14 protein-coding genes are annotated in these 13,658 nt (G+C 35.7%); 7 read left to right on the top strand and 7 right to left on the bottom strand.

Annotated elements, in window-relative coordinates:
* Nucleotides 1-2 precede the first annotated feature (2 nt).
* From R8495_RS02705 to R8495_RS02685, 5 genes are all read right to left on the bottom strand, one after another.
* Nucleotides 3-1,253 (bottom strand): ABC transporter permease, encoded by a 1,251-nt coding sequence (locus tag R8495_RS02705; protein ID WP_317636030.1) that lies wholly within the window; start codon nucleotides 1,251-1,253, stop codon nucleotides 3-5.
* On the bottom strand, nucleotides 1,253-2,143 hold the full coding sequence (locus R8495_RS02700; RefSeq protein WP_317636029.1) for an ABC transporter ATP-binding protein: 891 nt from the start codon (nucleotides 2,141-2,143) through the stop codon (nucleotides 1,253-1,255). The genes R8495_RS02705 and R8495_RS02700 overlap by 1 nt, the downstream gene beginning before the upstream one ends.
* 28 nt (nucleotides 2,144-2,171) lie before the next feature.
* Nucleotides 2,172-2,663, bottom strand: coding sequence for a helix-turn-helix domain-containing protein (locus R8495_RS02695; RefSeq protein WP_317636028.1), 492 nt, complete (start codon nucleotides 2,661-2,663; stop codon nucleotides 2,172-2,174).
* A 66-nt stretch (nucleotides 2,664-2,729) separates the two neighbouring features.
* Entirely contained in the window at nucleotides 2,730-3,305 is a 576-nt protein-coding gene (locus R8495_RS02690; RefSeq protein WP_317636027.1) for a helix-turn-helix domain-containing protein, read from the bottom strand.
* A 73-nt stretch (nucleotides 3,306-3,378) separates the two neighbouring features.
* Nucleotides 3,379-3,951, bottom strand: coding sequence for a helix-turn-helix domain-containing protein (locus R8495_RS02685; RefSeq protein WP_317636026.1), 573 nt, complete (start codon nucleotides 3,949-3,951; stop codon nucleotides 3,379-3,381).
* A gap of 164 nt (nucleotides 3,952-4,115) precedes the next feature.
* Between R8495_RS02685 and lepB the strand changes: the two genes are divergently transcribed.
* The 3 genes from lepB to R8495_RS02670 all read left to right on the top strand — a co-directional run bounded on the left by lepB (nucleotide 4,116) and on the right by R8495_RS02670 (nucleotide 6,889).
* Nucleotides 4,116-4,703: a signal peptidase I gene (gene lepB / locus R8495_RS02680; protein WP_317636025.1), complete on the top strand. Its 588-nt coding sequence runs from the start codon at nucleotides 4,116-4,118 to the stop codon at nucleotides 4,701-4,703.
* A 1-nt stretch (nucleotide 4,704) separates the two neighbouring features.
* A complete protein-coding gene (deoD, locus tag R8495_RS02675) occupies nucleotides 4,705-5,412 on the top strand; it encodes a purine-nucleoside phosphorylase (protein ID WP_317636024.1) in 708 nt (235 codons plus the stop codon).
* A 262-nt stretch (nucleotides 5,413-5,674) separates the two neighbouring features.
* A complete protein-coding gene (locus tag R8495_RS02670) occupies nucleotides 5,675-6,889 on the top strand; it encodes an IS110 family RNA-guided transposase (RefSeq protein ID WP_317634801.1) in 1,215 nt (404 codons plus the stop codon).
* 338 nt (nucleotides 6,890-7,227) lie between these two features.
* On the opposite strand, the gene R8495_RS02665 is transcribed toward R8495_RS02670, so the two are convergent.
* Nucleotides 7,228-8,799, bottom strand: coding sequence for a helix-turn-helix domain-containing protein (locus tag R8495_RS02665; protein WP_317636023.1), 1,572 nt, complete (start codon nucleotides 8,797-8,799; stop codon nucleotides 7,228-7,230).
* A 307-nt stretch (nucleotides 8,800-9,106) separates the two neighbouring features.
* Here R8495_RS02665 and pepF point away from each other — a divergent pair, with 307 nt between their 5' ends.
* The gene (gene pepF / locus R8495_RS02660) at nucleotides 9,107-10,900 is read left to right on the top strand and encodes an oligoendopeptidase F (protein WP_317636022.1); all 1,794 of its coding nucleotides are present in this window, start codon (nucleotides 9,107-9,109) and stop codon (nucleotides 10,898-10,900) included.
* Nucleotides 10,901-11,095: 195 nt separating this feature from the next.
* Here pepF and R8495_RS02655 read toward each other — a convergent pair whose 3' ends face one another.
* Nucleotides 11,096-11,326, bottom strand: a complete 231-nt coding sequence (locus R8495_RS02655; protein WP_317636021.1) for a hypothetical protein — start codon at nucleotides 11,324-11,326, stop codon at nucleotides 11,096-11,098.
* 907 nt (nucleotides 11,327-12,233) lie between these two features.
* Here R8495_RS02655 and R8495_RS02650 point away from each other — a divergent pair.
* The 3 genes from R8495_RS02650 to R8495_RS02645 are packed head-to-tail and all read left to right on the top strand — an operon-like array spanning nucleotide 12,234 to nucleotide 13,642.
* Nucleotides 12,234-12,509 (top strand): hypothetical protein, encoded by a 276-nt coding sequence (locus tag R8495_RS02650; RefSeq protein ID WP_317636020.1) that lies wholly within the window; start codon nucleotides 12,234-12,236, stop codon nucleotides 12,507-12,509.
* Nucleotides 12,494-12,856, top strand: coding sequence for a GHKL domain-containing protein (locus tag R8495_RS11130; RefSeq protein ID WP_425613259.1), 363 nt, complete (start codon nucleotides 12,494-12,496; stop codon nucleotides 12,854-12,856). The genes R8495_RS02650 and R8495_RS11130 overlap by 16 nt, the downstream gene beginning before the upstream one ends.
* A 24-nt stretch (nucleotides 12,857-12,880) precedes the next feature.
* Nucleotides 12,881-13,642: a LytR/AlgR family response regulator transcription factor gene (locus R8495_RS02645; RefSeq protein ID WP_317636019.1), complete on the top strand. Its 762-nt coding sequence runs from the start codon at nucleotides 12,881-12,883 to the stop codon at nucleotides 13,640-13,642.
* Nucleotides 13,643-13,658: the final 16 nt, after the last annotated feature.

The following is a 13,658-nucleotide window of genomic DNA, read 5'->3' as shown; positions in this document are numbered from 1 at the left end:
GTTTAACCCATTTTAGCTTTTTTTCTGAGGGAAAGCGATGATTTAAATGAATCCCAAACACCCTTTTGTGAATAAACCAAAACGTTTGATCGATAGAGTTTAATGGAGATAAACGACATCAAGATCGTTACCACCAAATAAATTAACATCGATGTTAGTGCTTCGAGCCACGTAACTTTGCCTAATACCAGAAGCGACGGCATCAAAGTTTGAGAAATAAACGGAATGAAGGCACAAACTTTAACAAGTCCGTTCATCCCGCCGCCGATCGAAGCGAAAACTAAAATATAAGCAATCATTGCCGGAACCATCAAGGGAATGATCGACTGGTTCACTTGTTCAATGTTTGAAACAAGAGCTCCGAGCATCGCTGCCACAACTAAATAAAGAAAGACGCCCATGATTCCAAAAATTAATGTATAAATCATTTCGGGACTAAAGAGTAGTCCCCAATTTAGATTTCTTAAGAAACCATCGAAGCTTTTAGTCACTTGGAAATACTTCACAAATCCTAAGATCATTGCCAAATAAATTAAGACTTGGACCACCATGGTCAGAAATACGCCGCCAACTTCGCCTAAAAATTGAGTTTTAGCACTAGTGCTTGAGAGGATGATTTCCATCACTCGCTCACCTTTTTCGCGTCCAATATTCGTTGCCATTTGAGTCATATAAATAATCAAAAGGAAGAAGAAAATAAACGTGACTGCCATTACGGCAAGCATTTTTGTTATCATTTTGCTTTGATCTTGCGTTACCAATTTGTGATTACTAACCATACTGGTATGTTGTTTAAATTCCGTTGGCTCCACAATCTTCTTTAGTGTTGCCGGTGGTAAATTCATTTGTTGTGCTTTCACGTTTAAGCCAATCTGATTAACTGCTAACTCAATATCTTGTTCATAAATCTTCGAACTTTGGTTGGTCTTGTATAAAGTGGCTGCAATTTCTCCCTTACTTTCTTTTAGCACTAAATAGCCATCAATATCCTGATCAATCAGCGCTTTTTTGGCAGTCTTTTGATCATCGTATTTCGTCAGATATTTTGTGTCATCAGAATTGAAATTTGAAAAAGTTTTAGCTAATGCCTTATCAGATGAAATAACGGCAATTTTAGCCGAACCGGAATTGGATCTACCAATTATAGTCCCGACTGCCCCAATTATAATCGGAAAGAATAACATAAAAATAAAGATTGGTGACTTCAAATTTTGAATCAAAACATTTTTTAAAACGACCTTTAATTTGCTCATTAATTTTCCCTCGCTTTGATTTTAAAGATCTCATCCAATGATAGCGGCTGCTGCGAGAATTCTTGGAAGTTACCTTTAGCTTGCGCTTTGGTCAAAATCTCCTTGCCAACCGCTGGATCATTTAAGGTAATTTCAAACCTGCCATCTTTTTCTTTTAGTTCTTTAATTCCGGCAATTTGCTCCAAATCTTCAGCTGACAACTGAGATTCCAAAAACACTTTAATTCTTCCGTAGCTATTACGCACATCTTTGACAGTTCCGTCAAGAATCACTTTCCCATTTTTTAGCATGATCAACTGATCACTTAGCTCATCGACGTTGTCCATGTTGTGGCTTGAAAAAATGATGCACTTACCTTTTTTCTTCTCTTCTAAAATTGCATCCCGAAAAATCTGAGCATTCACCGGATCAAGCCCCGAAAATGGTTCATCAAAAATAATGTACTTGGGATCATGAATCAAGGTAACCATTAACTGGACTTTCTGCTGATTACCTTTGGAAAGAGATTTCAGTTTGTCAGTTTTCTTGCCCTTAATCTCAAATTTCTCAAAATACTCGTCAATCTTTTCTTTCGTTATTGTCCGCGATTGACCTTTAAGTTCAGCTAAATAGACGACTTGATCCTCAATCTTCATTTTAGGAAAAAGTCCTCTTTCCTCTGGTAAATAACCAATTTGATTTAAAACTTCATCATCTACTTTTTGATTATTGAAAGTGATGAAACCTTGATCAGGTTTCATCAGACCCAAAATAATCCGAAACGTCGTCGTTTTACCAGCCCCATTTTGACCAATTAAACCAAAGATTTCGCCTTCTTGAACCTCAAAAGATTCAGAGCTTAACGCTTGTACTTCGCCAAAAGATTTACTGATGTTTTCTATTTTTAACATTTTTCCCCTTAACTAATATCTGTACTTATCATATATCTGTACTTATCATACCAAAGTTCTTTGTTCTTACCAGCGTTTTAAATAAAACAGCAGACTCAAAAGGGCCAAAACTGCGGCACCGATTCCGACTACAATTGGTGAAACGGGCAGACATACCAAAAACGCCAAACCCGGCCAGTCCAAGGCGACCTTTATCAATCTGCTCAAAGCTCATCAAGATAAACATAATTACCACAATTACCATATTAAGTACATTCAAACTGATGATAGCTGGCTTGATATTTTTCAACACCTCTTGTTTTCTAATTTCTTCTTTCATCCCAACATCCTCCTTGAGTAAAATATCGAGGGAAATCTGGTAGAGATCACTTAACTTTATTAAACTATCAAGATCCGGATAGCTCCGCCCATTCTCCCAACTAGAGATCGTTTGTTGGGTCACATGAAGTTCTTGAGCAACTTCTTTTTGTGTTAAAGCAAGATCTCTCCTTTGATCCTTTAAACGCTCAGAAAATTTCATTTTTCCCTCCAATATTAAGCTTAGACAAAAAGTTCACAATTAGCTAACAAAGAATCTTTGTATGCCCTATTTAAAGCAGAAAAACAAAGTTACAACTAGTAAGGCAAGCCCCAAAACAACAGTCACTACATGGGGAAGGGGGCTAAAAAATAATCCGGCTGTTAAAATCCAAGCGCCTAATAAAACTGGCCAAATTAAATGATCAAATTTTTTGGGGACTTGATCACGTAGTTTATGATTCATAAAGTTGATTAAATAAAATGAAACGAGCTCGTTAATAGCCACAACTGAATCAAGCAGCACATCAGCCATTCCAGGATTTTGGTTATTGATTTCAAAAATCATTGTTACCACCGCTAAAATTGCATTTACAACCACCAAAATCGTAATAACTGGCTTAATTCCGTTAATGACCTCTTTCTTTTTGATATCTTCTTTCATTCCAATGTCCTCCTTAAGTAAAGTGTCAAGAGAGACTTGATATAAATCACTTAACTCAAGCAAGCAGTCAATATCTGGATAACTGCGCCCATTTTCCCAACCAGAAACTGTTTGTTGGGTTACGTGCAGTTTTTTGGCGACCTCTGCTTGAGTTAAATTTAATTTTGTTCTTTGCATTTGCAGTCGTTTAGAAAATTTCATCAAGACCTCCTCAGAATTTAGAATATGAAAAAAAGTCATTTTTGGCTAACAACGAATTGTTGTAGCCTTGATTTTAAAGGCTCAGCAACAACCAAAAAGTCAAAATTGCCAGGAATCCCAGAAAGAATCCATTGAGAAATGATGGCATCAAAATGCTCCAGATCACCGCTAACAGCCAAAGTCCTAGAAGCAGCCACCAAACATAACTACGAAAATTCTTACGTGGTCGATCTAATAATTTCAGCTGAACAAAATTGTTCAAATAAACTAAAGTAAAGCTGTTAAGCGCCATAATCAAAATTAAACCCAGCTCAGTTAAAGAGACCTTCTGATCTTTAAGAAATCCGAGATTAATCACGATCAACGTTAAATTAATCAACATTAAGATCCAAATTACTGGTCTAATTTCCTTTAAAACTTGAATTTTCTTGATATCTGCTTGGAGCTGAACGTTTTCCTTTACTAAAACATCCAAAGAAATTTGATACAAATCGCTAAGTTTAATTAAAGTCTCAAGATCCGGATAACTGCGCCCATTTTCCCAACTTGAAATGGTCTGCTGCGTTACGTAAAGCTCGTTAGCAACTTCTTTTTGGGTTAAATTCAATTTGTTCCGCTGCGTTTTTAAACGTTCAGAAAATTTCATTCATCTTTCCTTATAGTTAATTTCAGATTTTATTTTACCCGATAAATCGCTAAATGATGCTTAGTTTGCTCAATTTATTAGTTCTATTTTCAAATTAAAGGTAACGAATAAATGCCGATGCGGTATAATAAATTAAATAAAATATCGAAAATCAAGAGGAACTAATGGATTCAAAGACTAATAGAAGCTTTACTAATTTTTTTCAAACAATGATTCTTTTCGGAGTGGTGCTGATTATTTCACAGCTTTTACTAACATATATCGTCGGTAATGACGTGGTCAACGGCCCTTCGATGGAGCCGACTCTTTACAATGGTCAAAGATTGCTTTCTGCCAAAATGTTTAAACCCAAAAGAAATGATATTGTGGTTTTAAAAGCCCCCGACCGGCCAGGCGATCTTTATATTAAACGAGTGATTGGCATGCCCGGTGATACAGTTGAATCTAAAAACGATCAGCTTTATATTAACGGTAAGCGCGTCGATCAGCCATATTTAAGTAAAGAAAAAGAAGAAAAAGGGCTTGAGCAGTTCAATAATGTTTCAGGGCAAAATCAATCCCAGTATACAATTGACTTTACCCTTGAAAATCTTTTGCATGAAAAACGAGTTCCTGAAGGAGAGTACCTCGTGATGGGAGATAATCGGCCAGTCTCCCACGATGGAAGATCGTTTGGTTTTGTCAAACGCAGTTCCTTAATCGGAAAAGTTTTTGTTCGTTATTGGCCTATAAATAAATTCAGGTTATATTAAAATGACAACACACATTGGAGCTAACAAAGGCGACATCGCCGAAACCGTCCTTTTGCCAGGAGATCCTTACCGCGCAAAGTACGTAGCAGAGAATTATTTAACTGAAGTGACCCTTTACAATGAGGTCCGGGGAGCTTTAGGTTATACCGGAACGTATAAAGGCAAGAAGGTTTCAGTCCAAGCAACTGGCATGGGAATTCCTTCTATTAGCATTTATGTCAACGAATTAATTCAAGGTTTTAACGCCAAAAAATTAATTAGGATTGGCACTGCTGGCAGTATTTCACGTGATCTTGGCGTTAATGAACTTTTACTTGCTGAAGGTGCAGGCACGACGGCTGCATTACGCGAACAGTATTTTGCTAATAAAGTTACCTTCATTCCGCCAGCGAGCTTTAACTTGCTTCACCAAGCATACGAAAGCGCAAAAAAAGAAGGAATCAAAGCCAAAGTCGGCTCCGTTTTAAGCGAAGATCGCTTTTATGACGATAGCGATGAAATTCACGAACTTGTCGCTTCATATGGCATCACGGCGGTAGAGATGGAAACTGCGGTTCTTTATACTCTTGCTGCAAAGTATCACGTTGAAGCGCTTGGAATCATGACGATTAGTAATTCACTTGTTACCGGCGAAGAACTTAGTGCCAAGGAGCGCGAACGAAATCTTGATCAAATGATCAAGCTTGCTTTAGCAACTGCTGCTGAATAGTCCAAAAAAACATTCTAAGATTAGTAGTGGATAGATGGATTCGACGGAATTCATCTGTTCCCTACTTTTTTTATGTTACAGTAGGCATGAAGTTGCACAAGTCGTAGGTCTTTTTGACGCTTTGTCGTCGTAAAAAAAACTGGCAGCTTCATGATCTTTATTAAGGTCTGTTCGTAGAATGTTGGACGCATGTCGTCGGGTATAGAAAATTAGATAGATAAAGATTTAATGAACTCAACTTCAAGAAAGGATGTACTAAATAATGAGAACTGTTTTCGGAATTGATATCAGCAGCAAGACTTCAAATGTTGCCATATCCGTTGATCAAAATGTCGTGAACCAATATAAATTTGACAATGATCAGATCGGTTTTGATCGCCTTTTAAATGATCTTAACTCGGTTAAAGAACCAGAGATCGTCTTTGAAGCCACTGGGGTCTACTCCCGCAGTTTACAAAAGTTACTGCAAGATCACGGGTATCAATATACTTGCCTTAATCCCTTAGTTGCCAAGAAACAGTTAGACAGTCTGCGTCCTCGTAAAACTGACGCTACTGATGCTTTTAATTTGGCTCAAACTCAGTTTCAACTAAATCGTAAACCTAGTTATCAGCAAGATCCCGTTTATGATCAATTAAAAGATTTGAGTCGTTTCTACCAGGAAATCAGTACAGATCTAGTTCGAGCGAAGACGAGGCTTCATCGAGCACTCCAAATGACTTTTCCAAGTGTTGAGAGAATTCTCAGCACGCCTAATGGCACACTCTATTGGAACTTAGTTAAGAGATATCCTCTGAGTACGATGGTTCCCACTGGAGATCCTGAAGAACTAGCACCAGTGGTGCTTAATTCTACCAATAAGAATATGTCACAAGCCAGGGCACTAAAGATTGCAGCTAAACTACAAGATTTAGCCCAAGCCTGTCATCCAGCTGTCAGCAGTAATTCAAGCATGATCAAGCAGGTTCGTTACTTGGCTGACGAGGCACTCAGACTTCAAGATTTAAAGCATGACTTAATTCAAGAAATGATTGAACTGGCTCAAGACCTCCCTGAATATGAGATCTTACTTAGTATTCCAGGCATTGGCGAAGTAACCGCCGTTCTTTTAATTGCCGAAATCGGTGACATTAGACGTTTTACTTCAGCTAATAAAGTGAATGCTTATATTGGAATTGATCTGAGACATTATGAGTCGGGAAATTACGAAGCAGCCGATCACATCAGTAAACGGGGGAATCCTTATGGGCGCAAAATTCTTTATCAGATGGTGATGAATATTGTCTCTTCAACCAGCAGTAAAACTTCTAAGCAGATGCATGTTGCAGATTATTACCGAAACAAAAAGCAATCAGCCCCGTCTCATTCGACGAAGAAGATTGCCATTGCTTCGATGCACCGCCTGCTTAGAACGATGTACATCCTGATCATTAAAAATCAGAAATATTCTTATCATCCGACGACAAAGCGCCAATAGGTTATTTCTGATTACAAGAGTACTATAACACCATTTAGAAAAAAATTCATCAGTGGTGGTTTATTTGGTGCAGGAAAAAATTGAATATTCCAGTAGATTTTAGTGATTAGCGATAGTTGAAATTGAACTTTATGAAGCAAAGTTTCTACTTGAGATCACTTAAAATATTTTTGAGTTTGAATTTAAAAGTTCAGAAATCAGGATCCTTTATAAAAAAACAAGGAACAATTTGTCCCTTGCTGATTAATCAAAATAAAAATATTTAAAATAAAATTTCAAAATCACTTGACTAATCGTAGAAAAAAGATCGATCTCGAAATTTTGAGATTGATCTTTTTCTATGCCAAGACTTGATCACTGCCAGAAGCAGAAGAATCTTCCTGGTCAGTTTTTTGATTGGTAGCTTTTCGTTCTATGTGGACCGAACGAATTTGGCGATAAATTCGATAAAATTCATCTTCATTATCTTCACTGTTCCAATAAATCATTTTCACATTTTCAGGAATCACAACATTGGGAAGATTTCCTAAGCTACCCAACGGAGTTACAACAATATCAGCCAGATCGACAGGATCTGCCTTACTTAAAACATGAATTCCTTTTAAATCAGACAGAAATGTTGTTAAGTCTCGACTCGCAACGATATCTTCTTCCAAATAAAGTTTCACTTGAATTGCATCACCAGAAACAACTTTCCCAATTACTGGTAACAACAGTTGATAAATATCGTTACTGATTAAGCGGCTATTAGTAATTATGTCGGGCATTTGGTACTGCGCAGCATTTTTTAAAATAAAATCCTTTGTTATATCGATCAGTTGATTATAGCCAGTCAAATTACTTTCAGATTCAAATAAATCTGCCATTGTCGGGAAACTGCCCGCAAAAACAAAATACGAGTAAAAAATTCTAATTAAATTAGCAAGTAATACTGGATCTTGCAAAACTTCCTGTGACAATTGTTCTGAATACGAATTAGCCAAGAACTCTAAATAATTGATTACGAAATCCCACAAAAATGTGTCGTTTTCACTAAATACTTCGACCAAGTTATGGTCGTTGACGTTAGCTTTAGTAAATGGCGAAATTGAATGATTAAAAGCAAAAAACAATTCTTCGATTTCGTTGAAGGAGTACGTGGATGAAAGCTGAAAAAGACCGAATTGCTTTGATTTTTCAACATTAAAGAACCTATTATTTTTCACTAACAAATCAAGGCGGCTGTTACGTGAAAGTGTATAGCCCTGCTCAATTCTCTCCATTGCGATCGCCAACCGGAAGATACACTGATACTCATCAACCCGATTACGATACAAATAATGAAAACAATTGTTATTAATCACTTGTAGCAATGATCTGGCCTGCTCAAATGAAACATTCTCAAAAGGCCAAACTCCTCCTTGAGACAAAGAGTAATAGAAAATAAATAGAAACTCTCTAATTTTTCTTTCGTCTCCCAAAAATACCATATCAATATATGATAAGCCGATGCCAAAACGTCTCATATAATCATGCAAAGTGGAGGTTCGCCTAGAAAGAGTTGAACGCGAAACCAACTGTTCTGTCAAGAAGTCATTGAGATTTTCAAAGTTATTTTTGAAAACCGCATCAATAAAATTATAAGGAAGCGTCCGCGTAACCATCTTTCGCCGATAATCACTTAGAGGCATTTTAAAACTTTCTTGAAATACATCGGTTCCATCAAAAAAAGTCTCAGCGCTTTGACCGTAAAAATCCTGCAAATCCTTAGCTAAGCCCTGTAAATTATTATAAGTCTGCTGGTAAGTTGTTTTATGTACCGTTGCAAGCTCATTTGCTTTAAATACTTTTTTGGGCATCGACAAGACGTTCCGGTAAAGCTTTAACCGGGTCAATTCAGGTTTTTCCAAGAAAAGTTTTTCAAAAATCATTTTTTGCTCTCCATCATGCTTACTAATCCTTAATATAAGATACCACAATTAATGGCTAAATTTCAATTTCCGAAAAAAAATTTATTACATTTAGAATTCAGAGCCCGATTTAGACAATAAGGCCAACAACCTTCAGTCAGAGCTCAATAGTTCAATTTATTTTTACCTGGTGCTTAGTTATGAAAATATCAGAGAACACAAGTTTTTGCTTTTGCTGATTCTATCATATATGAATTAGTTCTAACTACAGATATTGCCCAATCTCAAAAATCACTTATACTAAACTTAATATCTAAGGAGGAAGCTAATGGTTCAAAATCAAAGAAATGAAATTCCAGTCGAGGACACCTGGGACTTAACCACCATTTTTAAAAATGACAGCGACTTTGAAGCTGCATTTAACAAGGTCCAAGAATTAACGAGCGCCGCAAGCAAGTACCGCTCAACAATGGGAGCGGATGCGGAGCATTTTTTCGGGGCAATTGAGGCTAGTCTCAAAGCATTTCGACTGCTTGAAACTGTCTACGTTTACGCCAGTATGAATAATGATTTAGACACCGGAAACGATAAATATCAGGCCTACAACGCGCGGGTTAACAGTCTGGCCGCGCAAGTTGAGAGTGCTCTATCTTTTATTCAACCTGAAATTTTAAGCATTGACAAAAAGAAAATTGCCGAATTTCTAAAAGAAAATCCTGCCAAAGAACAATATGCTCATTATCTTGATTTTATTGAAAAAAAACGTCCCCATGTTTTAAACGAAGAAGCGGAAGCTTTAATCTCGCAGGTTCAAGATGTGTTGAACACTTCTGCTGAGACATTTTCCGTTCTCTCTAATAACGACTTAATTTTTCCTTCAATTATAGATGAAGATGGGCAAAAAGTTCGTTTGACCAACGGTTCTTATAGTCTTCACATTGAATCATATGATCGCAAAGTTAGAAAAGATGCTTTTAAAGGAATGTATCAGGCTTATGGCGATTACAAAAATACTTTTGCTCAGACTCTCAGCGGGCAGATTAAAGCTGACAACTATCTCGCTAAAGTACATAAATACCCCGACGCAAGAAGTGCTGCGATGGCTACTAACAACATTCCAGCAATAGTTTATGATAACTTAGTTTCTGCCGTTCACGAGCACCTCGATCTTTTACATCGCTATGTTGCCCTTCGTAAAAAAATTCTTCAACTTGATGAGATGCACATGTACGATCTTTATGTGCCGCTTTTATCTGAACCACCAGTTGAGTACAACTTCGAACAAGCAAAAAAAAGAGCTCGCCAAGCTCTTGAAATCTACGGCGATGAATATTTAGATGCCGTCGATCATATTTATAATGAAAGAATGATTGATGTTTACGAGACCAAAGGGAAGCGATCAGGCGGATATTCCGGCGGAGCGTACGATACTAATCCGTTTATCTTGTTAAACTATCAAGACACGCTTGATGATGTTTATACTCTCATTCACGAGACTGGACATAGTGTTCACAGCTGGCTCACTCGTAAATATCAACCATACGTTTACGGTGACTATCCAATTTTCGTAGCTGAAATTGCCTCAACGACAAACGAAAATCTTTTAACTGACGACTTTTTAGCGAACTCTGATGATCCTAAATTACGAGCTTACATTCTTAATCACTACTTAGACGGCGTCAAAGGGACGGTCTTCCGTCAAACTCAATTTGCTGAATTTGAGCATTACCTCCACACTTCTGAACAAAACGGAATTCCAATTACTGCTAACGGAATTTCTGAATATTACGGCAAGTTAAATGCTGACTACTATGGCTCTAGCGTCGTAAGCGACCCCGAAATTTCCTTGGAATGGAGCCGAATTCCTCACTTCTACTATGATTACTACGTCTATCAATACGCGACCGGTTTTGCAGCAGCGACAACTCTTAGTGAAAACATGCTCAGCCACCAAGAAAACGCGGTCGATCGCTATCTCGGCTTCCTGAAAAGCGGAAATTCTCAATATCCAATTGAAACAATGAAGGCAGCGGGCGTCGATATGACTAAACCTGATTACCTCAATAAAACATTTGCTGTCTTTGAACAAAGATTAAATGAGCTTGAATCATTGATTGGCTAAACTGTTAAAGAATCCGAATTGGATTCTTTTTTTTAATCAATTAGAAGTGTTGTAGAGTTTTTACATAGTGAGATTCCATTAAAAAGAACGTTAAGTACTGAAAAATTTAGCCGAATTTTTCCATATCTGTCTTGAATTCAAATTCATATATAGAAGAAAGCATCATCATCGTTTAAAAAGATATAAATCAGCAATCTATTTGCCTCCCATATTGTCTAAAGGTCCTCCATGGATTTCAATCGTTTGTCCCTCCTTAGCTGCTTCTTTCTGCATTTCTCTTAACTGGTTTTCATTAACTCTAAAGACTCCCTCTGGAGGCTTTTTACTTAATACATCTCCTGTTTTTTGATTCAAAAAAAAGTATATTACAGCGGCAACTGTAATTACCAAAATAAAAACAGATAAAAATAAGTTTTTCTTTTTCACAAATTTTTATCCTCACCTCCAATTATCCATAACGCCAGATTACAACATAATTTGGCACTATTTTAAAAACTTACTCGATTAGACCGCTTTTAAACTTGATCGCCAAAGTTCGAGCGTTTAAGTATTACTTAAGTGAGAAACAAAAAATAATATAATTAAGCTGTTGACAATCGTGTTTTAAATTTATAGATTGTAGTTAGAAGACAATGATAATGCTTGATGAACTGAAGCTAAAGGAGTACTTTTTTTGATTGTTATACTTTCTGTGTTATTGGCAGTCGTACCTCTTGAACTAAATATTTTTTTGATTTTTAATAAACTTTTCTCTACTAGTCGTAAACTTCAAATTTTTATTACAAGTTTCTCGATCTGTTCCCTATTCCTTTATGAATCTCGTTTACAAAGAAATTTATTTCTGATCAATCAATATCAATATGAAATAATCACTTGTTTAGTTTTTTAGGTTTTTTCCTACTATCAAATAATAAATCTAAAGAATTTATTCCCTCACTGCTATTTTTTTAATCGAAAATCTTTTAGTACAACAAATTATAAATATAATTATTAAACCTATCCCAGTAACCTACAGGTTGATGATAAATTTTATTTTTCAATTAATATTTACTCTTTTTATTCGAAAGAATTTTAAATATGTGGTTTCAATTTTTTTAAAAACTAAACGTAAAATACTTTTTGCAATATACACTTTATCAGCGATTTTAATATCTCAAATTATTATAATCTTCAGTAGTGGTAATAGAGGGAATCTGTATTTAAGTATCGAAAATAATCCTAAAAAATCTTATCAGATATCAAGCAATCTAAATATAGATGTGATTTTTTTGTCATTCATCGGATTGATTTTACTTTTTTTGATTTATACAACCAATGAAAGCAAGAAAAAGAAATGATGGAGAACTATATTGGTACGCTAGAATCTTTACAGTTAAGCATCCAAAAAGTTCAACATGATTATAATAATTTACTCAGTGAAATTGATGGTTTTATCACTGCGGATAACGTTGATATTCGTGGAATCAAAGAATATCTTATTCAAAATAAATTACTTCATAAAGGCGTCCAAATTAAAGCAGGCACCCTTGATCAGCTCAAAAGAATTAATTTACCAGCAGTTAAAGGCGTAGTATCAACTAAAGTAATCATGGCATTACAAGAAAAATAAATGTAACGGTTGAATGTATTCCCGAAATTAATATTGAAAAAATCGATCCCTTTAATTTAGTTAGATGTCTCGGAATTATTCTTGATAACGCCATTGAAGAATGCAAAAAAAATGATGCTCCAGAAATCCGGATCGGTTTTTTCGACAATTCGGGACACACAACGATTATAGTTACAAACACCTGTGCTGATAAACCAGAAATAACTATTGGTAAATCCTCAAAAGGTAAAAACAGAGGGTTCGGGTTACAAAACCTACACGAATTTGTTAATCAGTGCGATAATTTATCATTAAGTACATCGTGTAGTAATGGAACGTTTGTGCAAAAACTATTCATAAAGAAATAATTAGCAATGAGGAGGGATAATTTAATGAAAATTTTTATTTGTGATGATCAAGAGATTCATTTGTTGGCTATTAAAAAGATCGTAGAGTCGCTTATTGCCTGCAAAGATGCGCCGATGAGTATAGCTATTGCAACGACAGAGTTTGAGGAAATTATCTCCAATTTGGAAACTAACGGTCTTAATATATATTTTTTAGATATAGATTTAAACAACGACCGTTACAATGGAATTGACTTAGCTCTAAAAATCAGACAAATTGACCCACTTGGTTTCATTATTTTTATTACATCGTATTTTGAATACGGAATGCTAACCTTTGAGTACAAAATCGGTGCTTTTGACTATATAATAAAATCGTTAGATTCCGCTATTTTGAAAGAAAAAATCAACAATGTATTAAACGCTGTTGCCCAAAGACATCAATTTATTTTAAACAATCAGGAAAAAATCGATAATGATTCCAAAAGTATAAAGTTCGTTTCAGATTACGAGGAACAATTCGTTTTAATTGAGGAACTTATTATGTTAGAAATGATTGGAAATCATAAATTACAAGTCATAACAAAAGATAGAATCTTCGAATGTAACGGAACTTTAGGCGGCTTTGAATCTAAGTTACCAAATTATTTCTTTCGATGCCATCGCAGTGTAATTATCAATTTAAAAAAAGTGATAAAAAGATCAATAAAAGACGAATCATTTGTATTATCAAATGGGGCGGAAGTTCAATGTTCGACCCGTAAGCAAAAGAAATGTATTCACATGCTTGACAACTTAAACATTTAATGTAAATTCATTGAAC

This window comes from Xylocopilactobacillus apicola (assembly GCF_033095985.1).
Lineage (GTDB): Bacteria > Bacillota > Bacilli > Lactobacillales > Lactobacillaceae > Xylocopilactobacillus > Xylocopilactobacillus apicola.
This window is presented reverse-complemented; position numbering and strand designations above follow the sequence as displayed.

Coding starts and splice junctions, on each gene's coding strand:
- R8495_RS02705 (WP_317636030.1), bottom strand. CDS start 1,253: ATGAGCAAATTAAAGGTCGTTTTAAAAAATGTTTTGATTCAAAATTTG.
- R8495_RS02700 (WP_317636029.1), bottom strand. CDS start 2,143: ATGTTAAAAATAGAAAACATCAGTAAATCTTTTGGCGAAGTACAAGCG.
- R8495_RS02695 (WP_317636028.1), bottom strand. CDS start 2,663: ATGAAATTTTCTGAGCGTTTAAAGGATCAAAGGAGAGATCTTGCTTTA.
- R8495_RS02690 (WP_317636027.1), bottom strand. CDS start 3,305: ATGAAATTTTCTAAACGACTGCAAATGCAAAGAACAAAATTAAATTTA.
- R8495_RS02685 (WP_317636026.1), bottom strand. CDS start 3,951: ATGAAATTTTCTGAACGTTTAAAAACGCAGCGGAACAAATTGAATTTA.
- lepB (WP_317636025.1), top strand. CDS start 4,116: ATGGATTCAAAGACTAATAGAAGCTTTACTAATTTTTTTCAAACAATG.
- deoD (WP_317636024.1), top strand. CDS start 4,705: ATGACAACACACATTGGAGCTAACAAAGGCGACATCGCCGAAACCGTC.
- R8495_RS02670 (WP_317634801.1), top strand. CDS start 5,675: ATGAGAACTGTTTTCGGAATTGATATCAGCAGCAAGACTTCAAATGTT.
- R8495_RS02665 (WP_317636023.1), bottom strand. CDS start 8,799: ATGATTTTTGAAAAACTTTTCTTGGAAAAACCTGAATTGACCCGGTTA.
- pepF (WP_317636022.1), top strand. CDS start 9,107: ATGGTTCAAAATCAAAGAAATGAAATTCCAGTCGAGGACACCTGGGAC.
- R8495_RS02650 (WP_317636020.1), top strand. CDS start 12,234: ATGATGGAGAACTATATTGGTACGCTAGAATCTTTACAGTTAAGCATC.
- R8495_RS02645 (WP_317636019.1), top strand. CDS start 12,881: ATGAAAATTTTTATTTGTGATGATCAAGAGATTCATTTGTTGGCTATT.